The sequence below is a fragment of the Burkholderia sp. BCC1996 genome, from assembly GCF_905339955.1.
GTDB lineage: Bacteria > Pseudomonadota > Gammaproteobacteria > Burkholderiales > Burkholderiaceae > Burkholderia.
Map to the genome: position 1 here is coordinate 143,334 of NZ_CAJPHM010000011.1, position 26,793 is coordinate 170,126.

The window sequence follows — 26,793 nt, forward strand, 5'->3', positions numbered from 1 at the left end:
CGGTGCGTGGCATACTCGCGGCATTCAAAAATCGGTTGACGGAAAGAACAATGAATCACATGCTTGCGTCGGTCTGTCGGTGGCCTCGAACGCATTGGCGTCGGGCCGGATTGTTGGCCCTGGTTGCGGGGCTCGGCGGCTGCGGCGGTGGGGCGCCGCTGTTCACTTCTGACGGGCGCCCGACTACGCAGGTGCAGTGCACCGGCAGCGACTGGAGCAATTGCACGGACAATGCCCGTGCCATCTGCAATGGGGAATACGACGTTCTCCAGCAATCGACCGATGACGCCGTGCGAAATCTTCTCTTCGCATGCAAGAGGAAAAGCGGCTATTGATCCCGATATGCCTGGATAAGGAGACCATAATCGGGTGAAGCGCTTTTCCATTCGCTTGGAGTCGGCTATTTTTCATGAATAACACTCACGGAGTCCCATCCAATATGGCGACCTACAGGCAACTGACAGCGCAGCTCGAAAGACTTCAGCAAAAGATCGACAAGGAACGCGAAAAGGCGATTGCCGATGCGATTGCCGCCATTCGGGCGAAAATCGAGGAGTTCGACATTACCGCGGAAGAGCTCGGTTTCCGGCCGATCGGCACTGCTGCCGCCGCGAAACCGAAGCGTCCGTTGCCGCCGAAGTACCTGAATCCGAAGACGGGCGAAACGTGGAGTGGCCGCGGGCGTGCGCCGGCATGGCTCGGCAAGAACCGCGCGCGTTTCCTGATCAAGGACTGACTCCCGAAAATTCTCACCTTTCGTGCGCTGACTGACGGTGCGAACGGCCATGCGGCCGTCGCACCGTTTTGTTTTTGGGTGGCGGCAGCACGACTTGAAACCGCGAATTGAACGCCAATGCCGCGCGATTGACGGATGCCGTTTTGCGAATTCACCGCGATTCGACCGGATATCGCCGCGAATTCCGGTAAACAACCCCGCAATTACGCGGCATGCGCGCATTGGCGTTGTCGATCGCCGCGGTGCTGACGTACCGCCGATTGCCGTCACCTCTCGCGCATTGGCGCATTGCGCCGTGCAATTCCCGAAGTTGCTCACCATGGTTCCTGTAAATCCTCACCTTTGAAGTGACGGCCGGATGACCGCATCGTGTCGCCTTCGCCCATTGCGTCGTGCGAAGGCGTCGGCGACCGGCCCATGTTGCGGGCATTGATGCGCGTCGCACAGTCGGCCGTTCGGCATATAGGCAGCCGCACCGGGTTCGCCTATGCTTGGAGTTCGCGTCGACCGGTGCACGGCCATCCGTGCCCGTGTGCCGGTCGTGTCGTCTTTCGTTACCGTATGGAGCCGATGTGACCGTCCGCCATCTCGATGCGTTGTTCCAGCCCAGCTCCGTCGCGGTCGTCGGTGCATCGTCGCGCGCGGGCAGTATCGGCGCGATGGTGTGGGCGCGCGTGCTCGACGGCGCGTTCGAGGGGCCCGTGTGGCCCGTCAATCCGAAGCATCGCGAACTGAACGGGCACACGGTCGTGGCCGATGTCGACCGGCTGCCCGCGCCGCCGTCGGTCGCCGTGATCTGCACGCCGCCTGCCACGTGGGCCGGCATCGTACGCAAGCTCGGCGAGATCGGCACGCGCGTCGCGGTGATCGTCGGCGAGGCGCGCACCGACGCCGATCGCGCCGCGCTCGATCGCACGCTCAAGGCCGCGAAACCGTTCGTGCTCCGAATCGTCGGGCCCGGCAGTCTCGGCGTGCTGTCGCCCGCGCGGCATGCGCATTTCGGCGCGCCGGCCTATACGGCACGATCGGGCGGCGTCGCGTGGGTGTCGCAATCGAACGCGCTGACGAACGCGGTACTCGGCTGGGCCGATGCGCGAGGCCTCGGTTTTTCGCATGTCGTCGCGCTGGGCCGCGAGGCCGACGTCGATGCGGGCGACGTGCTCGACTACCTCGCCAGCGATCCCGGCACGCGCGCGATCCTGCTGGAACTCGACACCGTGTGCGCCGCGCGCAAGTTCATGTCGGCAGCGCGCGCGGCGGCGCGCAACAAGCCGGTGCTCGCGCTGCGTACCGGGCGCGCCGATCCCGGCGACGCGCTTTACACGGCGGCGTTCCAGCGCGCGGGGTTGGTGCGTGTCGATGCGCTCGACGATCTGCTCGACGAGATCGAGACGCTCGGCGTCGGGCGCGTCACCGCGCGCGGCGCGGCGACGCTCGTGACGAGTGACGCAGGCGTCGCGAAACTCGCGGTCGATGCGGTCGCGGAGGTGCGCGACGTGCTGGCCGACTGGCCGGCGGCGGCCACGTCGGCGGTCGCGGCCGCGCTGCCGCATCTGGCCGCCCCCGGCAATCCGCTGACGCTCGGCGACGATGCGCGTCCCGAACATTTCGGCGCCGCCATCAAGGCGCTCGCGCCGTTTCCGCAAACGGGCACGCTGTTCGTCGTGCATTCGACGTCTCACAGCGCGCCGGCCGACGCGGTCGCGCGCACGCTGATCGAATCGCGGCAGTACGCGTACCGCGGCATCCTCGCGTGTTTCTTCGGTGCGGTCGACGCGGCGACGCGCGACGCACTGCACGCGAACGGCATTCCCGTGCACACCACGCCGCAGCGGCTTGCGCGCGCATACGCACGGCTCGTCGACTACAACCTCGGGCGGCAGTTGCTGATGCAGACGCCCGAGGGCACGCCGCAGCAGCCGGCCGAATGCGTTGCATCCGCGCAGGCCGAGGCGCGACGGATGGTCGAGGCCGGCGAGCATGAACTGGCCGGCGAAGCGGCGTTGCATTGGCTCTCCCACTTCGGCCTGCACGGCGAGCCGGCCGATTCACCGGCCGACGAATCGGCCGGAGCCAGAATCGTCGACGTCACGGTCGACATGTACGACGATTCGAACTTCGGCCCGGTGTTCCGTTATGCCGTGCCGCCGGCGGATGGCGTATCGGCGCCGTTCGTCGTGTACGGGCTGCCGCCGTTGAATACGGTGCTCGCCCGCGCGGTGATGGAGCGTTCGCCATATGCGCGCCGCACGCCCGTCGAACCCACGCTCGATGCGCTGACGGCACTGTCGCAAGTCGTTTGCGACGTGCGCGAAGTCGTCGCGATGTCGGTCACGCTGCGCGTGCTGTCCGATCGGGCATACGTGGTCGGGCCGCGCATCACGGTGGCGGCCGGGCGCAGCCGGCTCGCGATCATGCCGTATCCGCGCCATCTCGAGCAGACGCTCGAATGGCGCGGCGAGACCGTGACGATCCGTCCGATCCGTCCGGAAGACGAGGAAGCACACAACGAACTGCTCGGCGCGATGACGCCGGACGATCTGCGGATGCGGTTCTTCGGCGCGGTGCGCAGCTTCGATCATTCGCAAGTCGCGCGCATGACGCAGATCGACTACGACCGCGAGATGGCCTTCATCGTGTCGTTCACCGACGTGTCGGGCCGGTCGCACACGCTCGCGGTGGCGCGTGCGGTTACCGATCCCGACAACGAGACGGCGGAGTTCGCGATCGCCGTGCGGCCCGATCAGAAGGGCAAGGGCCTCGGGCGGCTGATGATGACCCGCATCATCGACTATGCGCGGTCGCGCGGCACCGGATGGATGATCGGCGAGGCGCTGCGCGAGAACACCGCGATGATCTCGCTGGCGAAGGCGTGCGGCTTCGCCGTGTCGACGACGGAGGAACCCGGCGTGGTGGGGTTCAGGATGAAGCTGCAACCGTAATTGCGTGGGTGAGCGTGCTCGCGCGTCCGGCGGCAGCGTGCAGAGCCGGTACGGCATGCATGATGTCGATGATGCACAGGCGCTGCCGAGCGAATTCGTCGTCGTTCGGTGTGCCGATCGTTCGGCTGGTTCTCTCGACTGCGCGGATCGGTACAACGTTCGCTCGGTGACCGGCGGGGAATGTCGAGCGCGTCGAGTCACGGCATCCGCGGCGGGCGCGTTGCGTGCGCCGATGACCTCCGCGTACCACCGGTTCCGGGGCCGTGGTCGAGCGCACGAACTCCGGCATTTCGCACGCGCAGCATCGGAAACAGAGCAAAGGTGAGACTTTTCGGGAGCCGCGATTGAGCTTTTCCGGGAGCTGTCGGGTGAGCCGATACGGGAGTGCTCGGTGAGCCTTTCCGGGGACCTGCCGGTGAGCCCTTGCAGAAAGCCCTGGTGAGCCTTTCCGGGAGGGCCCGGTGAGCATCTCCGGGAGGCATCGGTGAGAACGTTCGGGAAGGGGTTGGTGAGCGTCTCCGGGGGCTTCAGGTGAGCTTTTCCGGGATGCCAAGGTGAGCGCTTACGGGACGCTTCGGTGAGATTTTTCGGGAGCTTGCGAACGCAGTGCTCCGGCTGGCGCGGCGCCGGCTTTTGCCGGCGTCCGCGCCGGTGCGGGCACGCATGAACCGTGCCCGCAGCAGCGTTTATGCGGCGAGTTTCGACGCCGCGTCGTTCACCTGCTCACGCGAAATCGCGAGTTCTTCGAGGTGCGCGTCGGCATAGACGCCGCCGGTTTCGCGCTCGAGGCGGGCGATCGTCAGCGCGCAACGCGCGATGTCCTTCGGCATCGCGATGAAGCGCTTGACCGATTCGCCGGACGTGAATGCATCGAACAGCGCGCCGCGCACGTCGTCCGGAAGCGTCTTGGTCCATTGGTACGGCTTGCCGTTGAACGTGATCGACGGCGGCAGCGTGCGTTCCTTCTTGGTGGCCGTGATGAGGCCGTAGGTACGTGCGGCGTCGCCGATCTGCTCGGGCGAAAAGAGTTCGTCGGGCGTGATGTCGAACTGCTCGATGTAGTTCTCGATCGCCCGCATCGCTGCGGCACGGTCGTCGCGCTTCTTCTGCGCGCGCGCGACGATGTCGCGCAGCTCGTCCGCTTCCTCGGACGTGATCGTGAAGCTCGCCTGCTTCTGCTGAAGTTCGGAGAAACGCTGGAATTCTTGATCGTTCAGAAGTTTGGCCATGACATCCATCGGATACGACGGCCGCGACAGCCGGCCGCCGTAGTTTTTGAGAGGGCCGCTATTCTAGCGTAGCGCGGCGTCCGCGCATCCGGAAACGGTCTGCGGAATGCCGGTACGAACGCCTGCGCGACCGGCGCGCATCGCATACCGCGTGGGCGGCGTCGCACTGGCCTGCCCGACCCGCTGACCGAACGACCGCCCGCCGCGCCCGACCGCCCGACCACTTTCAACGCGGTCGCCCGCTCAACCACATTCAGCAAGTCTCCGCGCGGCACATCGACAACTGGCCTGCCGTATCGCGCAGCCTTGCGACGACCACCTCCACGGACGGCGCCATGTGCGCGTCGATCCGGCGCATGTACGGGCAGGTCAGCACCGCGATCGCATGGCCGGCCGGGCCGAGGATCGGCGCGCTCAGGTCGGTGACGCCGTATGCCTGGCGGCTGTCCTGGCGCACGTAGCCGGACTGGCGGATGGACTGGCACGCGTGCGCGAGTTCCTGCTCGTTCATCGGCGTTTCACCCTTGACCTTGCGATGCTCGACCAGCATGTGTGCGCGCTGCTCGGTACCCTGGAACGACAGCATCACGCGTCCCGACGCCGTATCGGCAAGCCCGACGCGCGAGCCGAGCCGCACCGACACGCCCCACGGGCCGGGGCCGTCCACCTGTGCGATCACGAGCAGGTTGCCGCGATCGTAGACGGTCAGATGGCACGACTGTTCGGCCGCATCGGCGAAGCGCTGCATCAGCGGCAAGGCCTCGGCGATCAGCCGGTTCATCGGCGGATGGCGGTGCGCGAGCGCGAACAGTTTCAGGCTGAGCGTGTAACGGTCGCCGCCGCTCGAGCGCATCACGTAGCGGCGCGCGACGAGACGTTCGAGCATCCGGTAGATCTCGCTCGCGTTGCGGCCGAGCTCCTTCGTGATTTCGGTGCGGGTGAGTCCTTCCTTTTGTTCCGACAGGAGTTCGAGAATGTCGAGCCCCTTGTCGAGGGCGGGTGCGCGATAGCGGTCGGCTGCGCCCATCGACGCCCGTGCGTCGCTGCCGGGGAGCGGGTTATTGGTCGTTTGCGTCATGGTAGGAAGTCCGGGAATAGCCAATCGGTTGGCGACGCACGCTGGCCGGTTTGCACGCAGATTCGCGAAGCCGCATGCGGATGTGACTGCCGTCCGGACGAGCCTGACAATAAACGTTCAGTGTGCAATGCGGCGTCTTTTTGCCGATCGTTGTCCAGCAAGAACGGATCACGTGCCGTTCCCGATGACAGGGTCGTAAGAAATATTCGACATTCATCTTTCGGTATCGAAGGACCGCAGCATTGGGCGTAAAGCCGATGGTTCGGCGGCCCCGATGCTGCTGTGCAATCTCCGCAGGCGCACCAATAGTCGGTATCCGTCGCGCGCCACTTCACGGCGGGCCGCCGATGGTACAAAGAGCGGCGGGCCAGCGACGGTGCGGCCGCGCGTGAAGCCGACCGGCATCGGCCGGCACATGGCGCGGATGCCGGGCCGTCGTCGCCGATGCGCAGACCGGCGGCCGCCCGTTCGATGCGCGTCGCACCCGGTGCGGCGCCGCGATCGCTGCGCCTGCGCGAGCCTCGCGTGTCGATTGGCCTGCCGGATTCGGGGGCCGACGCGCGTCATCGACGATCGGCATTCAGTCCGGCGCGTGGCCGTCAGCGGCCGCGTCGGCCGGTATCCTGTCACATTCGACAACAGAGGTTGAGCACGATGAAACTGCTTCGCTATGGCCCGTCGGGCCAGGAAAAGCCCGGTATTCTCGACGCGGACGGCCGGATTCGCGACCTGTCCGCGCACGTGCCGGATCTTGCCGGCGACGCGCTGTCCGACGCCGGTCTCGCGCGCCTGCGCGCGATCGACCCGGCCACGCTGCCGCTCGTCTCCGGCGAGCCGCGCATCGGCGCCTGCGTCGGGCGCGTCGGCAAGTTCATCGGCATTGGTCTCAACTATGCCGATCACGCAGCCGAAGCCGGCATGCCGGTGCCGAAGGAACCCGTGGTGTTCGGCAAGTGGACCAGTTCGATCTGCGGCCCGAACGACGGCATCGACATCCCGAAGGGCTCCGTGAAGACGGACTGGGAAGTCGAGCTGGGCGTCGTGATCGGCGCGACGTGCAAGGACGTCGACGAAGCGCGCGCGCTGGATTACGTCGCCGGCTACTGCGTCGTCAACGACGTGTCCGAGCGCGAGTGGCAGATCGAGCGCGGCGGCCAGTGGGACAAGGGCAAGGGCTTCGACACGTTCGGCCCGATCGGCCCGTGGCTCGTCACGCGCGACGAGGTGCCCGATCCGCAGCGCCTCGACCTGTGGCTCGAGATCGACGGCCACCGCTATCAGAACGGCAACACGCGCACGATGGTGTTCACCGTCGCGCAACTGATCGCCTACCTGTCGACCTGCATGACGCTGCAACCGGGCGACGTGATCACGACCGGTACGCCGCCGGGCGTCGGGATGGGCATCAAGCCGTCGCCGGTGTTCCTGAAGGCCGGTCAGACGGTGCGCCTCGGGATCGCGGGGCTCGGCGAGCAGTTACAGAGCACGCGCAACGCGCAGTGAGCGCTCGCGCGGCGCGGGCGAGGCTGGCGGACGTAACCGGCTGGCTATCCGCCAGCGCCGCCGGACCCGTCGCCGGATCGCCGGCGGCGACCGACGCGAGTCGAGCGCCGACCCCGATGCAACAAAGACAAGGGCCCGGTTCCGCATGACGCGGAAGCGGGCCCTTGTCGTTCATCCGCGTTGGGACTCGGCGGATCAGACGACGTTGCCCAGCTCGCAATGGGCTTCGAGGCGATACCCGTCGGGATCGACGACGAACGCCGCGTAATAGCCGGGGCCGTAGTGCTCGCGTTTGCCAGGCCCGCCGTTGTCCTGTCCGCCGTGCTGCAGCGCGGCGCGGTAGAACGCATCGACTTCCACCGGCGACGCTGCGCGAAACGACAGGTGCAACCCTGAATCGGGATCGGCGACGACCGGACGCGCCGCGTGCTGCAACCACAGCACCGGTTCGCTGGTGCCGTAGCCGAGGGATCCGTCGTCGCTGTACAGCCGCTTGTAACCGAGCGCGCCGAGCGTGCTGTCGTAGAACGCGCGGCTGCGGTCGATGTGGGCAACGCCGAACGAAAGGTGATCGATCATCTGTGGCTCCTTGAACTGAAGGGGGGCATCAGTGCAGCAAACCTGCTTACAACCACCAGGCCATCCGCTTGTGGCGAAGCGCGCCCAGCATGCTGTCGTGGAACGCGCGGCTGCGGCCGGTGTGGACAACGTCGTGCGAAAAACGATCGATCATCTGTGGCTCCTTGAACTAAAGAGGGGACATCACAGCAGCAAACCCGTTTTTAACCACCATGCTGGTTATGTTAGGAAGCGCCCGGATGCTTGTCAACCGGCATGGTGGTTAGATACGATCGCGTCATGAGCAAAACGCAACCTTCCGTCACGACGGACTGCCTGGTTCCGGCGCCGTCCGAAACGCTGAGCATCGATTTCGCGAACACGCTGTACTGGCGTGGCGCCGACGTGCCGACCGAAACCTTCGGCACGCTGGACGACCTGTTCACGTGGTGCCGCGAGCAGGCTGGCGTGCCGGCCGGCCTGGCCGACGCGTGTCGCGCACAAGCACAAGAGACCGAGAAGGAGGACGCGCCGGCGATGCTGACGCGCGCGCTCGCGCTGCGCGAGGCGTTGTACCGGCTCTTTCACGCGCAGGCCGAGCGGCGCGAGCCGCAAGCCGACGATCTCGCGCTGCTGGGCGGTTTTCTGGCGGAAGCGGCGCCGCGCGTCGCGCTCGCGCGGATCGACGGCGGTTACGCGTGGCGGATCGGGGCAGCGGGCGCGACGCTCGCGGGGCTGCTGAGCCCGGTGCTGTGGTCGGCGACCGACCTGCTCGGCGGCGCGCGCCTCGCGAAGGTCAAGCGCTGCGCGAACGACGCATGCCAGTGGCTGTTCATCGACGACAGCAAGAACGGCAGCCGCCGCTGGTGCTCGATGTCGTCCTGCGGCAATCGCGCGAAGGCGTACCGCCACTATCACAAGGCCGATTGACGGCAGCGCGCGTCCCTGTGCGTCACGCGTCGATCGCGCCCATCCCGCCCGAACCTATTTCGCCGACAGCTTCCGCCACAGCGTCGTCTTGCTGATGCCGAGTATCGCGCACGCGCGATCGCGATCGCCGCCGCACGCATCGAGCACCGCGCGGATCTCGTCTGCTTCCGCGCGACGGCGGCGCGCGTGGAGCGTCTGCGCGTCGGTGGCGTCGGCATCGGCCGCATCGGGCGGCGCCGCGAACAGCTCGGGTGCGATCGCCTGCAGCGCATCGGGCGCGAGTGCCGCGCACGCGGCGCCCGGATCGTGCTCGTCGACCTCCTCGGCGAGTTCCACCGCGATCCGCTCGACCACGTTCTGCAGTTCCCGCACGTTGCCGGGCCAGCGGTAGCGCGCGAGCGTCGCCTGCGTCGCGCCGATCACGCGCATCGCATCGTCGGCCTCGCGTATGCGTTCGGCCAGCCGCGGCTCGCGCCGCGCGGCCTGCACGAGCAGCGTGGCCGCCAGCGCCGGAATGTCGGCGGCGCGCTCGCGCAGCGGCGGCAGGCCGACGTTCAGGATGTTGAGCCGGTAATACAGGTCCGCGCGGAACGTGCCGGCCTCGACGGCCGCGAGCAGCGGCCGGTGCGTCGCGGCGATCACGCGCACGTCGATGCGGATCGGCTCGGTCGAGCCGAGACGGATCACCTCGCGCTCCTGCAGCACGCGCAGCAGCCGGCTTTGCAGCGACGGCGGCATCTCGCCGATCTCGTCGAGAAACAGCGTGCCGCGGTGCGCGGCCTCGAACAGCCCGGTCTTGCCGCCGCGCCGCGCGCCGGTGAACGCGCCTTCCTCGTAACCGAACAGCTCGCTCTCGAGCAGCGCCTCCGGAAACGCGCCGCAGTTGATCGCGACGAACGGATAGCTGCGCCGCACCGACAGCGCGTGCAGGCTCTGCGCGATCATTTCCTTGCCGGTGCCGCTTTCGCCGAGCACGAGCACGGTCGCATCGGATTTCGCGTAGCGGCGCACGAGATCGCGCACGCGCGCCATCGGCGCGGACGCGCCGACCACGTCGTCGAGCGTGTAGCGCGCCGCGAACTGCTGCGTGTTCGGCTGCGAACGCAGCGCGCGGTCGAGCCGTTCGACCGCGCGCGATTCCTGGAACGTCAGCACGCTGCCCGACGTGACGCCGCGATCGACGAGCGGCCCGCGATGCACGACGTAGCGCACGCCGCGCACGGTCGCGAGCGCGTCGCCGTCCTCGCCGCGCAGCGTGCGCAGTTCCGGACGCAGGTCGACGAGCGCGCGGCCGACGGCCGCCGCGGGTTCGACCCCGAGCGCCGACGCGAGCCGCTCGTTGATGGCTTCGACGCGGCCGCGCGCGTCGAGCGCGACCACGCCGTCGCGCAGGTGCTGCAGCAGGTTGTCGAGCCGCTGGCGGCGAAACGCCTCGGCGTGCGTCGCGTACGCGACCTCGAGCGCCGTCTCGACCGCCTTGCGCACCGACGCGTGCGAATACAGGAACACCGCGCCCATGCCGGCGCTCGCCGCGAGATCGGTGACGAGGCCGGGGCCGACGATCGTCTCGATGCCGCGGTCGTGCAGGTCGTGCACGCAGGCTTCCGCTTCCTGCGCGGACTGATATGACGCAAACTGCACGTCGAGGCCGTAGGCGGCGACGAAGCGGCGCACTTCGGGCGGCGTCTCGCCGGCGCTGACGAGCGCGATCCGCGACGCGTCGCGCCGCGCGCGCGCGAGCGCCTGCATCACGTCGAAGCCGGTCGGCGACACGACCACGACCGGCACCTGCGCACGCGTTTTCAGGAAGCCGCCGTTGGAGCCGGCTGCGACGATCACGTCGGGGCGCGCGGTGCCGGCCTCCGCGATCGCGCTCAGCGCGTCTTCATAGGCCCGCGTGACGATGCGCACGTCGGCGCGTTCGTCGAATTCGCCGGCGATCTCGCGAAACAGGTCGCGCAGGCGGCTGATGCCCATCGCCCAGATGCGCGGACGCACCGTGCGGTCGGCCGGGCCGACGGGCTTGGTCGAGGAGAGGTCCATGGCGACCGATTATGCGCGCGCGATTTCATTTTTGAAACCTGAAATTGCTGAAATGAAATCATTGGGCGCTGCCTCGCCCATGCCGGTTGCTTAAAAATCAGTGGGTTAGCCCCGCTTCACAAGCTGGCCCGGTCCTTGCTGTTCATGGTCATTCCTTCAGGAGGCCGTTCATGAGCAACACGCATCTTCAGAGCGCCGGCGCGAAATTCCGCGCGGCAGTCGCGGCCGAGCAGCCGCTGCAGGTGGTCGGCGCGATCACCGCGTACGCAGCCAAGATGGCGCAGGCCGTCGGCTTCAAGGCCGTGTACCTGTCGGGCGGCGGCGTCGCCGCGAATTCGCTCGGCATTCCCGATCTCGGCATCAGCACGATGGAAGACGTGCTGATCGACGCGAACCGGATCACCAACGCGACCGACCTGCCGCTGCTCGTCGACATCGATACGGGCTGGGGCGGCGCGTTCAACATCGCGCGCACGGTTCGTTCGTTCATCAAGGCCGGTGTCGCGGCCGTCCACCTCGAGGACCAGGTCGGCCAGAAGCGTTGCGGCCACCGTCCGGGCAAGGAAGTCGTGCCGACCGACGAAATGGTCGATCGCGTGAAGGCCGCGGTCGACGCGCGCACCGACGACCAGTTCGTGATCATGGCCCGCACCGACGCGGCCGCTGCAGAAGGGATCGACGCCGCGATCGAGCGCGCGATCGCCTACGTGGAAGCCGGCGCGGACATGATCTTCCCGGAAGCGATGAAGACGCTCGACGACTATCGCCGCTTCAAGGCCGCGGTGAAGGTGCCGATCCTCGCGAACCTGACCGAGTTCGGCTCGACGCCGCTGTTCACGCTCGACGAGCTGCGCGAGGCGAACGTCGACATCGCGCTGTACTGCTGCGGCGCGTATCGCGCGATGAACAAGGCCGCGCTGAATTTCTACGAGACGCTGCGCCGCGACGGCACGCAGAAGGCGGCGGTGCCGACCATGCAGACCCGCGCCGAGCTGTACGACTTCCTCGGCTATCACGCGTACGAGCAAAAGCTCGACGAACTGTTCGCGCAGGGCAAGAAGTAACGCGGCCCGCGCGCCGGGACACGGTTCCCGGAACGCTTTGCATGAAGCCGGGCCGCGCGCACGAGCGCCGCGCCCGGCCGACGTGACACCCCAGATACCCATTGGAGAACGGAAACATGAGCGAGACGAAAGACGCAGCAGCACCGGCCGCCGCAGGCGCATTCAAGCCGAAGAAGTCGGTGGCGCTGTCGGGCGTGACGGCCGGCAACACGGCGCTGTGCACGGTCGGCAAGACCGGCAACGACCTGCACTATCGCGGCTACGACATTCTCGACGTCGCCGAATCGTGCGAGTTCGAGGAAATCGCGCACCTGCTCGTGCACGGCACGCTGCCGAACCTGACCGAACTCGCCGCATACAAGACCAAGCTGCGCGCGCTGCGCGGCCTGCCGAGCGCGCTGAAGGCCGCGCTCGAGCAGATCCCGGCGTCGGCTCATCCGATGGACGTGATGCGCACCGGCGTGTCGGTGCTCGGCACCGTGCTGCCGGAGAAGGACGATCACAACCTGCCGGGCGCGCGCGACATCGCCGACCGCCTGATGGCGTCGCTCGGCTCGATGCTGCTTTACTGGTATCACTTCTCGCACAACGGCAAGCGCATCGAGACGGAAACCGACGACGACTCGATCGGCGGCCACTTCCTGCACCTGCTGCACGGCAAGACGCCGTCGAAGTCGTGGGTCGACGCGATGCACACGTCGCTGATCCTGTACGCGGAGCACGAGTTCAACGCATCGACGTTCACCGGCCGCGTGATCGCGGGCACGGGTTCGGACATCTATTCGGCGATCACCGGCGCGATCGGCGCGCTGCGCGGGCCGAAGCACGGCGGCGCGAACGAAGTCGCGTATGAAATCCAGAGCCGCTACAGCTCGCCGGACGACGCCGAGGCCGATATCCGCCGCCGCGTCGAGAACAAGGAAGTCGTGATCGGCTTCGGCCACCCGGTCTACACGATCTCCGATCCGCGCAACAAGGTGATCAAGGGCGTCGCGCACAAGCTGTCGAAGGAAGCGGGCGACCTGAAGCTGTACAGCATCGCCGAGCGCCTGGAATCGGTGATGTGGGACGCGAAGAAGATGTTCCCGAACCTCGACTGGTTCAGCGCGGTGTCGTATCACATGATGGGCGTGCCGACCGCGATGTTCACGCCGCTGTTCGTGATCTCGCGCACGTCCGGCTGGAGCGCGCACATCATCGAGCAGCGCGTCGACAACAAGATCATCCGCCCGAGCGCGAACTACACGGGTCCGGAAGACCTGCAGTTCGTGCCGATCGAGAAGCGCTGATCTTCGGCCGCGCGCGCCGGCGCCCGTGATGCGGGCCGCCGGCGCGCGCGCAACGTCTTACCCCGAATTCCGCCCCACATCATGAATACCGCCAACCGCAAACCCCTGCCCGGCACGTCGCTGGACTACTTCGACGCACGTGCCGCGGTCGAAGCGATCGCCCCCGGCGCGTACGACACGCTGCCGTACACGTCGCGCGTGCTCGCCGAAAACCTCGTGCGCCGCTGCGATCCGGCGATCCTCGCCGAGTCGCTGAAGCAGATCATCGAGCGCAAGCGCGAACGCGACTTCCCGTGGTTCCCGGCGCGCGTGGTGTGCCACGACATCCTCGGCCAGACGGCGCTCGTCGACCTCGCGGGCCTGCGCGACGCGATCGCCGAGCGCGGCGGCGACCCGGCTAAGGTGAACCCGGTCGTGCCCGTGCAGCTGATCGTCGACCACTCGCTCGCCGTCGAGTGCGGCGGCTTCGATCCGGACGCGTTCGCGAAGAACCGCGCGATCGAGGATCGCCGCAACGAGGATCGCTTCCACTTCATCGAATGGACCAAGCGGTCGTTCGAGAACGTCGACGTGATCCCGCCGGGCAACGGCATCATGCACCAGATCAACCTCGAGAAGATGTCGCCGGTGATCCAGGCGCAGGACGGCGTCGCGTTCCCGGACACCTGCGTCGGCACCGACAGCCATACGCCGCACGTCGACGCGCTCGGCGTGATCGCGATCGGCGTGGGCGGGCTGGAAGCGGAGAACGTGATGCTCGGCCGCGCATCGTGGATGCGCCTGCCCGACATCGTCGGCGTCGAACTGACCGGCAAGCGCCAGCCCGGCATCACGGCAACCGACGTGGTGCTCGCGCTGACCGAGTTCCTGCGCAAGGAAAAGGTGGTCGGCGCGTATCTGGAATTCCGCGGCGAAGGCGCGGCGAGCCTCACGCTCGGCGATCGCGCGACGATCTCGAACATGGCGCCTGAATACGGCGCGACGGCCGCGATGTTCTTCATCGACGGCCAGACGACCGACTACCTGCGCCTCACCGGCCGCAGCGACGAGCAGGTGAAGCTGGTCGAGACCTACGCGAAGGCGGCGGGCCTGTGGGCCGATACGCTGAACAATGCGCAATACGAGCGCACGCTGACGTTCGACCTGTCGAGCGTCGTGCGCAACATGGCCGGCCCGTCGAACCCGCACAAGCGGCTGCCGACGTCCGACCTCGCCGCGCGCGGCATCGCTGGCCAGTGGGAAGAGAAGGCGGGCGAGATGCCCGACGGTGCGGTGATCATCGCCGCGATCACGAGCTGCACGAACACCAGCAACCCGCGCAACGTGATCGCCGCGGCCTTGCTCGCGCGCAACGCGAACGCGCGCGGCCTCACGCGCAAGCCGTGGGTGAAGAGCTCGCTCGCGCCGGGCTCGAAGGCGGTCGAGCTGTATCTGGAAGAAGCGAACCTGCTGCCGGAGCTCGAGAAGCTCGGCTTCGGCATCGTCGCGTTCGCGTGCACGACCTGCAACGGGATGTCGGGCGCGCTCGATCCGAAGATCCAGCAGGAGATCGTCGATCGCGACCTGTACGCGACGGCCGTGCTGTCCGGCAACCGCAACTTCGACGGCCGTATCCACCCGTATGCGAAGCAGGCGTTCCTCGCGTCGCCGCCGCTCGTCGTCGCGTATGCGATCGCCGGCACGATCCGCTTCGACATCGAGAAGGACGTGCTGGGCCACGACCAGGACGGCAAGCCCGTCACGCTGAAGGACATCTGGCCGACCGACGAGGAGATCGACGCGATCGTCGCGTCGAGCGTGAAACCCGAGCAATTCCGCAAGGTCTACGAACCGATGTTCGCGCGCGCGGCCGATGCGGGCGAGCGCGCGGCGCCGCTGTACGACTGGCGCGCGCAGAGCACGTACATCCGCCGCCCGCCGTACTGGGAAGGCGCGCTGGCCGGCGAGCGCACGCTCAAGGGCATGCGCCCGCTCGCGGTCCTCGGCGACAACATCACGACCGACCACCTGTCGCCGTCGAACGCGATCCTCGCGAACAGCGCGGCCGGCGAATACCTCGCGAAGATGGGCCTGCCGGAAGAAGACTTCAACTCGTACGCGACGCACCGGGGAGACCACCTGACCGCGCAGCGCGCGACCTTCGCGAACCCGACGCTGATCAACGAGATGGCGGTCGTCGACGGCGCGGTGAAGAAGGGCTCGCTCGCGCGCGTCGAGCCGGACGGCAAGGTCATGCGGATGTGGGAAGCGATCGAGACGTACATGAATCGCAAGCAGCCGCTGATCGTGATCGCGGGCGCCGACTACGGCCAGGGCTCGTCGCGCGACTGGGCCGCGAAGGGCGTGCGGCTCGCGGGCGTCGAGGCGATCGTCGCCGAGGGCTTCGAGCGGATCCACCGCACGAACCTGATCGGGATGGGCGTGCTGCCGCTCGAGTTCAAGCCGGGCACGAACCGCACGACGCTCGGCATCGACGGCACCGAGACCTTCGACGTGATCGGCGAGCGCACGCCGCGTGCCGATCTCACGCTGGTGATTCACCGCAAGAACGGCGAGCGCGTGGAAGTGCCGGTGACGTGCCGGCTCGATACGGCCGAGGAAGTGTCGATCTACGACGCGGGCGGCGTGCTGCAGCGCTTCGCGCAGGACTTCCTCGAATCGTCGCAGGCGGCTTGACCGGGTCACACAGGGACAACACAAACATGGCTCACATTCCTCAAATCAGGATTCCGGCGACCTACATGCGCGGCGGCACCAGCAAGGGCGTGTTCTTCCGGCTGCAGGACCTGCCGGACGCCGCGCAGGCGCCGGGCGCCGCGCGCGACGCGCTGCTCTTGCGCGTGATCGGCAGCCCCGATCCGTACGGCAAGCAGATCGACGGGATGGGCGGCGCGACGTCGTCCACCAGCAAGACGGTGATCGTGTCGAAGAGCACGCGGCCGGGGCATGATGTCGACTACCTGTTCGGACAGGTCGCGATCGACCGCGCGTTCGTCGACTGGACCGGCAACTGCGGCAACCTGTCGGCGGCGGTCGGCCCGTTCGCGATCAGCGGCGGCCTCGTCGATGCGTCGCGCGTGCCGCGCGACGGCGTCGCGACCGTGCGGATCTGGCAGGCGAACATCGGCAAGACGATCGTCGCGCACGTGCCGGTCACGAACGGCGCGGTGCAGGAGACGGGCGATTTCGAACTGGACGGCGTCACGTTCCCGGCCGCCGAAGTGCAGCTCGAGTTCATGGACCCGGCCGCCGACGAAGAGGGCGCGGGCGGCTCGATGTTCCCGACCGGCAACCTGGTCGACGACCTCGCCGTGCCGGGTATCGGCACGCTGAAGGCGACGATGATCAACGCGGGGATTCCGACCATCTTCGTCGAGGCGGAAGCGATCGGCTATACGGGCACGGAGCTGCAGGACGCGATCAACGGCGACCCGAAGGCGCTCGAGAAGTTCGAGACGATCCGCGCGCACGGCGCGCTGCGCATGGGGCTGATCGACACGCTCGACGAGATCGCGACGCGGCAGCACACGCCGAAGGTCGCGTTCGTCGCGAAGCCGGCCGACTATGTCGCGTCGAGCGGCAAGCGCGTGAATGCGGGCGACGTCGACCTGCTGGTGCGGGCGATGTCGATGGGCAAGCTGCACCACGCGATGATGGGCACGGCGGCGGTCGCGATCGGCACGGCCGCGGCGATCCCTGGCACGCTCGTCAACCTTGCGGCGGGCGGCGGTGAGCGTAATGCGGTGCGCTTCGGGCATCCGTCGGGCACGCTGCGCGTCGGCGCGGAAGCGCAGCTCGAGAACGGCGAATGGACCGTCACGAAGGCGATCATGAGCCGCAGCGCGCGCGTGCTGATGGAAGGCTGGGTGCGGGTGCCGGGGGATGCGTTCTGAGCTTTCCGCGGTTCGTGCGTGCAGCCCTGCAGCGCTGAACCGGACCGATCCCTGCGAAGCGGACCCGCTGCGCAGGGATTTTTTCGTTTGGCGCATGCGTGACGAAGGCAATTCGCTATTCAACGCGTGGGATCGGTGACCGTACCGGTGCGCGGAAGCGCACTCCGGTCGTGATGCACGGATCCGCGCTGGCGTGAGTCATCGCAGATCGATCCCAAAGCATGGGACCCACGTGAGCACTAAAGCGCTAACGTGGATCGACCGCGAAGAACGGGACCCGCGTAAGCGCTAAAGGGCTAACGCGGATCGACCGCGAAGCATGGGATCCACGTAAGCGCTAAAGCGCTAACGTGGATCGACAGGAGAATCGCATGTCGCTTGATGCGCCGCTTGCCGGCGTCCACATCGTCGAATTCGAAGGCCTCGGCCCCGGCCCGCTCGCGGGCTGGATGCTCGCCGGGATGGGCGCGCGCATCACGCTGATCGCGCGTCCGGCGGGCCGCACCAGCGCACCGGACGCGCTGCAGGGCCGCGACGGCGACCTGCTGCGCGAAGGCAAGACGATCGTCGAACTCGATCTGAAGACGCCGGCCGGCCGCGATGCGGCGCTCGCGCTGATCGCCCAGGCCGACGCGCTGATCGAGGGCCTGCGTCCCGGCGTGATGGAACGCCTCGGCCTCGGGCCCGACGATTGCGCGCGCCACAACCCGAAGCTCGTGTATGGGCGCATGACGGGCTGGGGCCAGGGCGGCCCGCTCGCGACGGCCGCCGGGCATGACCTGAACTACGTCGCGCTGACGGGGCTGCTGTCGCTGTCGGCACCGCGCGACGGCCGGCCCGGCGTGCCGCCGACCGTCGTCGGCGATGCGGGCGGCGCGCTCGGGCTCGCGTTCGGGATCGTCTGCGCGCTGTTCGACGTGCGCGGCGGCGGCCCGGGGCGCGTGGTCGACGGCGCGATCGTCGACATCGTGTCGATGCTCGGCTCGCTCGCGTTGTGGGCACGCGCGAACGGGCAGCTCGATGGCGCGCAGCCGAGCCTCTTCCACGATGCGCCGTTCTACGACGTGTATCGATGCGCGGACGGCGAATGCGTGACGATCGGCGCGCTCGAGCCGCCGTTCTATGCGTTGCTGGTCGAGCTGCTCGGTTTGAGCGACGTCGATCCGGCGTCGCAGTACGATCGCGCGCGCTGGCCGGCGCTGAAGGCACGTTTCGCGGAGGTGTTCGCGCAACGGCCGTCCGCGCACTGGCGCGCGCTGCTCGAAGGGACGGACGCGTGCTTCGCGCCGGTGCTGAGCGTGGCCGAAGCACTGGAGCATCCGCACAATGCGGCGCGCGGGATCTATCGAACTGACGAGAACGGGAACGTGCGGGCGCGTGTGGCGCCGCGTTTTTTGCCACTGGCGGGCGATGGGGCCGAGTAGCGCGTCGAGCCTCACGGTTCGGGAGCAAACCTGGCGCGGTCAGTAGGGCATTCAGGATAGAGCTAAATTTGGTGCTAAATAAGGTACAGTAAAAATTCAGTCAAACCAGGAGCGAGCATGCCCCACACCATTCTGGCCAGCGTGACGGCGAGCGTTTCGGAGCTGAAGCGGAACCCGATGGGAACCGTGGCGGCGGGCGAGGGCTTCCCGGTCGCGATCCTGAATCACAACGAACCCGCGTTCTACTGCATCCCGGCGAAGACATGGGAGGCGATGGTCGAACGTCTCGAAGATATAGAAGACAACGCGCTCGCCGATTCACGCGCCAAGGGGAAAGTCGTCAAGGTCAACCTGAATGACCTTTGAACTCGCCTTTCTCGAACCTGCATTGAAGGAGTGGAAGAAGCTCGATCGCACCGTTCGCGATCAGTTCAAGGCGAGAATTGCCGAACGGCTCGAAAATCCTCGCATTCCTTCGGCGAAACCGCACGGTCATCCGGACCGCTACAAGATCAAGCTGCGCAGTGTCGGCTATCGCCTCGTGTACGAAGTGCGCGAGGCGGAGGTCGTCGTGCTGGTGGTCGCTGTGGGGCGTCGCGAGTGCGATGCCGTCTATCTCGCTGCGATGAAACGCTAGCGCGACACGCGTTGCGGCTTCGGCGTTTCGCGGCTTATCTCATCGAGCCGGCCGGCGGCGCCCGTCACGCCGTTTCCTCCCGCGCATCCGGCATCTTGCCGTCGCCGACGCGGTTGATCGTGCCTTGCGCGATCGCGACGAGCCGCTCGTGGTCCCCGTCGATGACGAACACATGACACTGGCAGGTCGCCTGGTGCCGGCCCGCGTAGACGACCTTCGCGCGCGCAACGAGCGTGCCGTTCACGGCCGGCCGCAGGTAGTTGATCTTGTATTCGGCGGTGATGACGCGCGGGCCGAGCACCAGCGCGCCGGCGAACGTCAGCGCGTTGTCGGCGAGATAGCCGATCACGCCGCCGTGCACGAAGCCGTGCTGCTGCCGCAGTTCTTCCCGCACGGGCAGGCACAGCGACACTTCGTTGTCGCCGATATGCATCAGCTCCGTGCCCAGCAGCATGCTGAACGGTTGCGCGCGCAATGCGCCGCGCGCGTGGTCCGTGATGTCCGTCATCGACTTCCCCAATGCGTGTCCGCTTGCGCTGAACTCTAGGAAGGGGGCCGCGGATAAGCAAGGAAATTCGTCCGCATTTCATGCAGATGCCAGCGCGATGCGACGTGATGATTGCGTCGAACGCGCATGTTGTCCTCGTTTGCCGGCGATTCGACGGGAATGGTGGGGACTGGCCGGGCGCCGCTCGCCGGATGTTCCTAAAGTCCGACGAAGAAATGCCGCTAATGCCGGGGCATTGCTTCATCGTCGGCTCTCCAGGAATCTCCCCCATGTTCGGAAAAATCAAGCTCGCGTCGGGTCTGCTCGGCGTGTTGACCGTGTTTTGCCTCTTTCTGTTCGCGATCGAGGCGCTCGGCTTCTGGGCGCTCGCGTCGACGCGCAGCGGCGTCGACGATCTGTCGAACGTCGCGATCGCGCAGGTCGACGCGGCCAGCCAGGCGACCGAGCGCCTGCTCGACGCCCGCGTGAACCTGTCGCGCGCCGGCACGCGGATGGTGCGCGGCGGCCCGAAGCCCGACGAGATCATCCGTCATGCCAGCGCTTCGCTCGGCGAAGCGGACAAGGCGTTCGCCGCGCTGACGGCCGCACAGGCCGTCGACGCGACGAACCGCGCGCGCGTCGCGGCGCTCGCCGAGCGCTATCGCGCGCTGCGCGGCGCGCTGGGCGAACTCGTGCAGTTCCTCGACGCCGACAACATCCAGGCGTTCCTCGACCAGCCGACCCAAGGCTTCCAGGACGCGTATCTCGCCGAACTGCACCGCTTCGCCGACTACGGCGGCGCGTCGAGCCGCGACGCGCTCGCCACGATCGACAGCGGGATGCAGTGGTTCAAGTGGGTCGGCATCGTGCTGCTGGTGGCGATGCTTGCGGCAAGCGCGGCCATCTACGCGGCCGCGCGGCGCGCGGTCGTCGCGCCGCTGGACGAAGCCGGCCGCCATTTCGAGCGGATCGCGCAGGGCCGGCTCGACGAAGCCGTGCGGGCGGGCGGCGTGTTCGAGATCGACCGGATGCTGCGCGGCCTCGCCGCGATGCAGGCGAGCATCGCGGACACCGTGCGCACCGTGCGTCACGCATCCGACGCGATCCACCTCGGCGCGGGCGAGATCGCCGGCGGCAACGCGGACCTGTCCGCGCGCACGGGCACGCAGGCCGCGTCGCTCGAGGAAACCGCCGCGAGCATGGAGGAACTGACCGCGACCGTGCGCCAGAACACCGACAGCGCACGTGCGGCCAGCGCGCTGGCCGACGCGGCGCTCGACGCGACGCGCCACGGCGGCGGCGTGGTCGACAGCGTGATCGACCGGATGCGCGGCATCGCGCAGAGCTCCGGGCGGATCGCGGAGATCATTTCGGTGATCGACGGCATCGCGTTCCAGACCAACATTCTCGCGCTGAACGCGGCGGTCGAGGCCGCGCGGGCCGGCGAGCAGGGTCGCGGTTTCGCGGTGGTCGCGGGCGAAGTGCGCTCGCTCGCGCAGCGCAGCGCGCAATCGGCGAAGGAGATCAAGGCGCTGATCGAGGAGTCGGTCGCGCAGATCGACGGCGGCTCGGAACTCGTCGAACGGGCCGGCGACGCGATGCGGACGGTCTCGGCGTCGATCACGCGGGTCGTGCAGACGATGTCGGAGATTACGGCCGCGTCGGTCGAGCAGACCGTCGGCATCGAGCAGGTCAACCAGGCCGTCACGCAAATGGACCAGCTGACGCAGCAGAACGCGGCACTGGTGGAGGAAGTCGCGGCGGCGGCTGCGTCGCTGAACGACCAGACCGCGCACCTGATGCAGGCGGTGTCGGTGTTCGAACTGGGCGACGCGCGCGCGGCTCGCGGGGTTCGCGACGAGCGCGGGTCGGCGTCGCCGGCCGACGCCGGTTACGAAACGGCGGGCAGCGCCGCGTAAGCGGTCGCGAGGTGGTAGGGCGTCGTCGACGGCATGTCGGCGCGCGACACCTGCCCGTCGGCCGTCTTGCACTCGAACCAGCCGCGCGGATGCAGGAAGCGCGCGGCGAAGCGCTCGATCTGCCGCGCGAGCGGCGCGGACGCCGGCGTGCCGCCGTGCGTCGCGAGCGCGCGCAGGTATTCGGTCTGCGCCCAGATCCGCTGCGTGCCGTCGATACAGGCCCCGTGCGCGTCGACCGCCGCGCACACGGCGCCCGTCTGCGGATCGACGCCGTGCTGCTCGGCGAACGCGAACGCGCGCGCGAGTGCGCCGGGCAGCCCGGTTTGCGCGAGGCGCGCGCCGGCCGCGTCGACCAGATAGAACCACTCGAACTGATGGCCGGGCTCGAAGCGGTTGTCGGCCGCCCCGAGCGGCAGCTCGGCGACGCAGCCGGTCGCGGTATCGACGAACGTGCGTTCGACGGCCTGCGCGGTGCGCGCGAGCGCATCGTCGAACGCCGCGTCGCCGAACGCATCGGCGGCCGCGAGCCACGCTTCGGTCAGGTGCATCAGCGGGTTCTGCAGCGCGCCGCTGCCCGACGACGAGAAATCGGCGTGACGCGCGGCGTCGAGCAGCGCGTCGCCCGGCTGCGGCGCGAAGCGGTCCTGGATCAGCGCGGCGGTGTCCTCGGCGGCCGCGCGCGCCGCGGCGTCGCCCGACGCCGCATGCCACGCGGCACACGCGAACACGACGAACGCGTGCGTATAGAGGTCCTTGGTCGTGTCGAGCGGCGCGCCCTGCGCGTCGACGCTGTAGAACCAGCCGCCGTGGCGCGGATCGCGGAAGCGGCTGCACAGCGAGTCGAACAGCGTGGCCGCGTGCGCGATGTTGCCGGCCTGCGCGAACACGAACAGCTGCCGCGCGCAGGCCATGGCGCGATAGCGGGTGACGGGCAGCGGTGCATGGCTGGCCGGGTCGACGGCCTCGAACGGTAGCCGCAGCGTGTGGTCGAACCCTGAACCCTGCCAGATCGGCAAGACGACGTGCGCGAAATGACGGCGCAGCTGGGCGGCCTGGGCGGAAGCGGAGTCGGAAACGGACATGACGGGGTTATGCGCTTGGATCGAAACGTGTCGGCGCGGCCCGGAGGATCGGCGCGGCCGGGGCCAAGGATAAAACATTCCGCGCGGCCGACGCCAAAAAAGGAGAGAAATCGGATGCTCGGCAACCTGGAACTCGTGATGCGGCTGGTTCTCGCGGCTGCGCTCGGCAGCGTCATCGGCTTTGAGCGCGAGCGCCTTTCCTGGGCGGCCGGCCTGCGCACGCACATGCTGGTCTGTGTCGGTTCGACGCTCATCATGATCGTGTCGGCATTCGGTTTCGCCGATGTGCTGGGCAGTAGCGACCACGTCGTGCTCGATCCGTCGCGGATCGCCGCGCAGGTGGTATCGGGGATCGGTTTCCTCGGCGCGGGCTCGATCCTGCTGCGCGGCGAGATCGTGCGCGGGCTCACGACGGCCGCGAGCCTGTGGTCGGTCGCCGCGATCGGCCTCGCGGTAGGCGGCGGCCTGTACGTCGCGGCGATTGCCGCGACGCTCATCATCCTGATCATCCTGGCCGGCATCAAGCCGCTCGAGCGGCGGTACTTCACTGTGCGGCAGCGGCGCCAGCTCGCGCTGACGGTGGTGAGCGGCGCGCTGACGTTCGATTCGCTGCACGCGGCGCTCGGCCCCGACAGCGCGCGCGTGAAGCAATTCATCGTGCAGCGCGCCGACGACACGGGCGAGCACGACGAGGTGCGCATCGCGCTCGGGCGCGTGTCGGATCTCGAATACCGCGCGATCTGCGACAAGCTGCGCGGGCTGTCGTGCGTGACGCGATTCGAGCAAGGCGGCGGGTTGCCGGGCGACGAATAGACGGCATCCGATCGGCCGGATCGGCGATCGGTCATGCGACAATGGCCGGTCACTGATTCCGTTCGACCTTCGGTTCCGCGCTCGCGGGCCTGCAATCCGACTCCATGACCGAATCCGTTTCCGTGCCTCGCTCCCGTTCCCATTCCCGCTCCGACCGTTCATCGGCCCGTTCGCGCCCGCGTTCCGCCGCGGCCGCGGCAGACACCGCCGCCAAGGCAACCGCGCGGTCCGGCAACGCGGGCGGCGATGCGCCGCGGGACGAACACACGCTCGACCTGTTCGGCGATCCGGTGCGCGAGCCGGCTGCGCGTGCGCCGGCCGTCACGCGTGATGACGCGGTGGTGGACGCCGAGACGGTGGCCGCCGTTGCGGACGGCGAGGACGCCGCTCGGCAGGCGACGCTGGACGGATTCGCGACGCCGGGCGCCGCTGCCGATGCGGCCGAGCCGGCTCCCGACGTCGCGACGACGACGGAGTCTGCTTCGACGCGTGGAACCGGCGATGCGCTTGATGCCGATGTCGTGCCTGCGCCCGCTGCCGACACGACGAAGCCGGGCGGGGCGCGGCTGTCCGATGATGGCGCCGCGCGCGCAGCCGGTGAGCCGGCAACCGACGGCGGCCCGATGAAGGCCGGCAGCGTGTCGGAAGCCGGCGGCGCGGCCGGGACGAACACCGATCGTTCGACCGCGAATGCCGATGCGGTGCGGGGGGCGGTCGATGCGGTCACCGCCGATCGTCTCGTGAAAGCGGGCGGCGAGGCCGAAGGCGCCGCCGTGCCGGTCACACTCGATGACGCGGCGCGGGCGCCCGGCGAGACCACGAAGGAGCGTCGCGCATCCTCCCGCGGCAAGCGACGTGCGACTGCCGGCACGCGCGAAGCGGCAGCGCTAGCGGTGCGTAGTGCGCCGGGAGCAGTGGCTGTCGGCGCCGGGTCGGAAGCGGCTCCGGCGCAGCACACTGCGCCGACCGCCGAACCGCAGGCGAGCGCCGAACCGCAAGCGACCGCCGAACCGCAAGCGACCGCCGAACCGGCCGAGCCGGTCGCTGCCGCGATTGCCGCGAGTACCCGTGATGCTGCGCGAGCAGCCGCAGCGCCGGCCTCGCCGGTCGTGCAGCCGGTGGCTTCCGCGGCGTCGTTCGTGACGAAGCCGTCGGCGGATCGCGCGCAACCGGCCGCGTCGAGCGGGCCAGCCTTCGATCCCGACACGCATCTGCGCCCGCTGTCGGATCGGCTCGCCACCCTGCAGGCCGACACGGCCGGCATGAAGCAGGCGGCCGATCGCGAGATGCGTCGCGTCAACCGGCTGCTGCTGGCACTGGCGATCGTCGTGTTCGCGGGGCTCACCGCACTGGTGCTGCAAACACGGCAGATCGCGCACCTGAAGCAGGAACTGGATGCCCGGCAACAGCGGATCGACCGGCTGGCTGCCGATCTGTCGACGCAGCAGGCAACGCTGATGACGCTCGCGGAACACCACGAAGCGATGCTGTCGCAGGTCGACCGGCTGCAACGCAATGCGAACCGCGAGGCGGCGGCCGCGAAGCGCGTGCGTCGAACGCACTAAATCGTCCGACCCTATCTGCAAACCCCGGCCTGGCAAGGCGCGTCGCGGGAGACCGTCCATTGGCCGTTGCACGGGTGCGGCAAACTGATGCGGCGCGCTGGCAGAGTTCAGGGAAAACCCTTAGAATGAAGTCCATCTAAGGGAAAACCCTAGCGCCATCTGTCAGGAGTCTCACATGAGCTTCATTCTTGCCCTGCTGCAAAAGATCGACGACCTGTTCGTCTCCCCGCACCTGCCGCTCGACGCGGAATATTCGTACGCTGCGCGTCGCGCCGAAGCCGAGCGCGTGCGTCGTGCGAACCTCGTGCCGATCGTCCTGTATCGTCGCTGATTCGCTGATTCGCTGATTCGCTGATCCGGCGCGGCGCTGGCCGCCACTGCCTGCCCGCTTTCCGCCGTCGCATCGCGCGCCGGTGTGACCGTCCCGCTACACTGGAAGTCCGACTTCCCTCGCGACACCCGGGCCATGCTGCAGATGCGGCCGATGACGGCCGGTGAATTCCACGCATACCGTACGCGCGCCATCGACGGCTACGCGCGCGATCTCGTGTCATCCGGTCAGAATGCGGCCGATGACGCGGCGAGCCGCGCCCGCGCCTGCTTCGATACGCTGCTGCCCGACGGCCTGCTCACTTCCGGCCAGACACTCGTCCAGCTGATCGACGCCGCCAGCGGCGCCACGGTCGGCGATCTCTGGTACGCGATCGTGCCCGAAGGGCCGAACCGCACGCTGTTCATCTACGACCTCGACATCGTCCCGTCCCGGCGCCGCCAGGGCTGGGCCACACGCGCGCTCGATGCGCTGGAGGCCGAGGCACGCCGCCATGGCGTCACCGAGATCGGGCTGTCGGTGTTCAATCACAACACGGCTGCCCGTGCGCTGTATCGGGCGTGCGGCTTCGCGCCGATCACGACGACGCTGATCAAGCCGGTCGTCTCTGGCTAACGACGAAGATTCGACACCGCAGGCGCAACGTTTTCGTTTCGACACGATTTGACGTAAGCACACGCGTGGGCCGTGGCGCGCTCTGGACGGGCCCGCGAGCCCGATTTGGTCTTTTGAACGCGGGGCGCCCCAACCTGCATGGCAACCGAAATCCAGTGTGGATCCTATGATGAGCGGGCCAACAGTTTGGCGTGCTCATACGCAGCATGGGGCGATCACCGACTGACCATTCATGTCATGCCCGGAACCCGAGCGTTCGGTCGCGGTGGATTCTTCATCCATGGTGGCACGAAGGCGGGATCTGCCGGATGCATCAATCTTCATTCCGGAATGGAAAATTTCGTTCGAGACATCGAGGCGGCGACGAAGGACGCGCCCGAGTGCTACGTTCCACTGACGATTCAATACTGACATGCGAAAACGCCCGTTGCATATCTTGATTGGTGTGGCGCTGCTGATTTCGATCCTGCTCGTTTTTGCGTTCAACGCGATCAATCTCGAAGAGGCATACGGCGACGGACCACCCTACTACGCGCGGACGACCAATATGGACAAGTGGACGAATCCGCTCCCGTTGCTGGGTATTGTCGATGGCGCAATGCTGGTCGCGATCGGCGCGTATTGTTTCTGGATTCGTCGAAGCCGTTGAATCCTG

General features: G+C 67.9%; 25 protein-coding genes. 18 read left to right on the forward strand and 7 right to left on the reverse strand.

The genetic code is table 11. The features are described 5' to 3' along the window. The first annotated feature begins 50 nt into the window (after positions 1-50). The 3 genes from U4Z64_RS18150 to U4Z64_RS18160 all read left to right on the forward strand — a co-directional run bounded on the left by U4Z64_RS18150 (position 51) and on the right by U4Z64_RS18160 (position 3,678). Positions 51-335 carry a hypothetical protein gene (locus U4Z64_RS18150; protein ID WP_235879175.1) on the forward strand — a complete coding sequence of 95 codons (285 nt, stop codon included), beginning with the start codon at positions 51-53 and terminating at the stop codon, positions 333-335. Positions 336-439: 104 nt separating this feature from the next. After that, positions 440-736, forward strand: coding sequence for an H-NS family nucleoid-associated regulatory protein (locus U4Z64_RS18155; protein WP_044845003.1), 297 nt, complete (start codon positions 440-442; stop codon positions 734-736). Positions 737-1,308: 572 nt separating this feature from the next. Next, the gene (locus U4Z64_RS18160; protein WP_321809916.1) at positions 1,309-3,678 is read left to right on the forward strand and encodes a GNAT family N-acetyltransferase; all 2,370 of its coding nucleotides are present in this window, start codon (positions 1,309-1,311) and stop codon (positions 3,676-3,678) included. Between the two features lie 686 nt (positions 3,679-4,364). On the opposite strand, the gene U4Z64_RS18165 is transcribed toward U4Z64_RS18160, so the two are convergent. Both U4Z64_RS18165 and U4Z64_RS18170 read right to left on the reverse strand, forming a co-directional pair. Further along, positions 4,365-4,916, reverse strand: coding sequence for a hypothetical protein (locus tag U4Z64_RS18165; protein ID WP_321809915.1), 552 nt, complete (start codon positions 4,914-4,916; stop codon positions 4,365-4,367). Positions 4,917-5,160: 244 nt separating this feature from the next. Then, a complete protein-coding gene (locus U4Z64_RS18170; protein WP_185500306.1) occupies positions 5,161-5,985 on the reverse strand; it encodes an IclR family transcriptional regulator in 825 nt (274 codons plus the stop codon). 654 nt (positions 5,986-6,639) lie between these two features. On the opposite strand from U4Z64_RS18170, the gene U4Z64_RS18175 reads away from it, so the two are divergent. Further along, on the forward strand, positions 6,640-7,488 hold the full coding sequence (locus U4Z64_RS18175) for an ureidoglycolate lyase (protein WP_044845006.1): 849 nt from the start codon (positions 6,640-6,642) through the stop codon (positions 7,486-7,488). A gap of 195 nt (positions 7,489-7,683) precedes the next feature. On the opposite strand, the gene U4Z64_RS18180 is transcribed toward U4Z64_RS18175, so the two are convergent. After that, positions 7,684-8,067: a VOC family protein gene (locus U4Z64_RS18180; protein WP_044845007.1), complete on the reverse strand. Its 384-nt coding sequence runs from the start codon at positions 8,065-8,067 to the stop codon at positions 7,684-7,686. Between the two features lie 255 nt (positions 8,068-8,322). Here U4Z64_RS18180 and U4Z64_RS18185 point away from each other — a divergent pair, with 255 nt between their 5' ends. Then, entirely contained in the window at positions 8,323-8,976 is a 654-nt protein-coding gene (locus U4Z64_RS18185; protein WP_321809914.1) for a CGNR zinc finger domain-containing protein, read from the forward strand. A 54-nt stretch (positions 8,977-9,030) separates the two neighbouring features. Here U4Z64_RS18185 and prpR read toward each other — a convergent pair whose 3' ends face one another. Then, positions 9,031-11,019: a propionate catabolism operon regulatory protein PrpR gene (prpR, locus tag U4Z64_RS18190; RefSeq protein WP_321809913.1), complete on the reverse strand. Its 1,989-nt coding sequence runs from the start codon at positions 11,017-11,019 to the stop codon at positions 9,031-9,033. Positions 11,020-11,189: 170 nt separating this feature from the next. Here prpR and prpB point away from each other — a divergent pair, with 170 nt between their 5' ends. The 7 genes from prpB to U4Z64_RS18225 all read left to right on the forward strand — a co-directional run bounded on the left by prpB (position 11,190) and on the right by U4Z64_RS18225 (position 19,326). Further along, complete coding sequence (gene prpB / locus U4Z64_RS18195; protein ID WP_044845010.1) at positions 11,190-12,083, forward strand: methylisocitrate lyase; 894 nt, start codon at positions 11,190-11,192, stop codon at positions 12,081-12,083. A gap of 116 nt (positions 12,084-12,199) precedes the next feature. Continuing rightward, positions 12,200-13,372, forward strand: coding sequence for a 2-methylcitrate synthase (gene prpC, locus U4Z64_RS18200; protein ID WP_044845011.1), 1,173 nt, complete (start codon positions 12,200-12,202; stop codon positions 13,370-13,372). Between the two features lie 81 nt (positions 13,373-13,453). Continuing rightward, positions 13,454-16,048 (forward strand): Fe/S-dependent 2-methylisocitrate dehydratase AcnD, encoded by a 2,595-nt coding sequence (gene acnD / locus U4Z64_RS18205; RefSeq protein WP_321809912.1) that lies wholly within the window; start codon positions 13,454-13,456, stop codon positions 16,046-16,048. Positions 16,049-16,074: 26 nt separating this feature from the next. After that, on the forward strand, positions 16,075-17,265 hold the full coding sequence (gene prpF / locus U4Z64_RS18210) for a 2-methylaconitate cis-trans isomerase PrpF (protein WP_124520243.1): 1,191 nt from the start codon (positions 16,075-16,077) through the stop codon (positions 17,263-17,265). A 371-nt stretch (positions 17,266-17,636) separates the two neighbouring features. Then, positions 17,637-18,689 (forward strand): CaiB/BaiF CoA-transferase family protein, encoded by a 1,053-nt coding sequence (locus tag U4Z64_RS18215; RefSeq protein ID WP_321809911.1) that lies wholly within the window; start codon positions 17,637-17,639, stop codon positions 18,687-18,689. A 117-nt stretch (positions 18,690-18,806) separates the two neighbouring features. Next, complete coding sequence (locus U4Z64_RS18220; protein WP_124529169.1) at positions 18,807-19,055, forward strand: type II toxin-antitoxin system Phd/YefM family antitoxin; 249 nt, start codon at positions 18,807-18,809, stop codon at positions 19,053-19,055. Then, entirely contained in the window at positions 19,045-19,326 is a 282-nt protein-coding gene (locus U4Z64_RS18225) for a type II toxin-antitoxin system RelE/ParE family toxin (RefSeq protein WP_321809910.1), read from the forward strand. Before U4Z64_RS18220 ends, U4Z64_RS18225 begins: the two co-directional genes overlap by 11 nt. 64 nt (positions 19,327-19,390) lie before the next feature. On the opposite strand, the gene U4Z64_RS18230 is transcribed toward U4Z64_RS18225, so the two are convergent. Further along, positions 19,391-19,834, reverse strand: a complete 444-nt coding sequence (locus U4Z64_RS18230) for a PaaI family thioesterase (RefSeq protein ID WP_044845017.1) — start codon at positions 19,832-19,834, stop codon at positions 19,391-19,393. A gap of 269 nt (positions 19,835-20,103) precedes the next feature. Here U4Z64_RS18230 and U4Z64_RS18235 point away from each other — a divergent pair, with 269 nt between their 5' ends. Beyond that, positions 20,104-21,732, forward strand: coding sequence for a methyl-accepting chemotaxis protein (locus U4Z64_RS18235; RefSeq protein ID WP_321809909.1), 1,629 nt, complete (start codon positions 20,104-20,106; stop codon positions 21,730-21,732). On the opposite strand, the gene U4Z64_RS18240 is transcribed toward U4Z64_RS18235, so the two are convergent. Continuing rightward, positions 21,705-22,814 (reverse strand): AGE family epimerase/isomerase, encoded by a 1,110-nt coding sequence (locus U4Z64_RS18240; protein WP_321809908.1) that lies wholly within the window; start codon positions 22,812-22,814, stop codon positions 21,705-21,707. The two genes, U4Z64_RS18235 and U4Z64_RS18240, sit on opposite strands and share 28 nt — an antisense overlap. A gap of 114 nt (positions 22,815-22,928) precedes the next feature. Between U4Z64_RS18240 and U4Z64_RS18245 the strand changes: the two genes are divergently transcribed. From U4Z64_RS18245 to U4Z64_RS18260, 4 genes are all read left to right on the forward strand, one after another. Next, positions 22,929-23,627 carry an MgtC/SapB family protein gene (locus U4Z64_RS18245; protein WP_321809907.1) on the forward strand — a complete coding sequence of 233 codons (699 nt, stop codon included), beginning with the start codon at positions 22,929-22,931 and terminating at the stop codon, positions 23,625-23,627. A 104-nt stretch (positions 23,628-23,731) separates the two neighbouring features. Continuing rightward, complete coding sequence (locus U4Z64_RS18250; RefSeq protein ID WP_321809906.1) at positions 23,732-25,192, forward strand: flagellar hook-length control protein FliK; 1,461 nt, start codon at positions 23,732-23,734, stop codon at positions 25,190-25,192. A 175-nt stretch (positions 25,193-25,367) separates the two neighbouring features. Further along, positions 25,368-25,523 (forward strand): hypothetical protein, encoded by a 156-nt coding sequence (locus U4Z64_RS18255; protein WP_167359264.1) that lies wholly within the window; start codon positions 25,368-25,370, stop codon positions 25,521-25,523. Between the two features lie 135 nt (positions 25,524-25,658). Further along, positions 25,659-26,138, forward strand: coding sequence for a GNAT family N-acetyltransferase (locus U4Z64_RS18260; RefSeq protein ID WP_321809905.1), 480 nt, complete (start codon positions 25,659-25,661; stop codon positions 26,136-26,138). Positions 26,139-26,333: 195 nt separating this feature from the next. Here U4Z64_RS18260 and U4Z64_RS18265 read toward each other — a convergent pair whose 3' ends face one another. Then, positions 26,334-26,552 carry a hypothetical protein gene (locus U4Z64_RS18265; protein ID WP_321809904.1) on the reverse strand — a complete coding sequence of 73 codons (219 nt, stop codon included), beginning with the start codon at positions 26,550-26,552 and terminating at the stop codon, positions 26,334-26,336. On the opposite strand from U4Z64_RS18265, the gene U4Z64_RS18270 reads away from it, so the two are divergent. Beyond that, positions 26,551-26,787 carry a hypothetical protein gene (locus tag U4Z64_RS18270; RefSeq protein ID WP_124520069.1) on the forward strand — a complete coding sequence of 79 codons (237 nt, stop codon included), beginning with the start codon at positions 26,551-26,553 and terminating at the stop codon, positions 26,785-26,787. The genes U4Z64_RS18265 and U4Z64_RS18270 overlap by 2 nt on opposite strands. Positions 26,788-26,793: the final 6 nt, after the last annotated feature.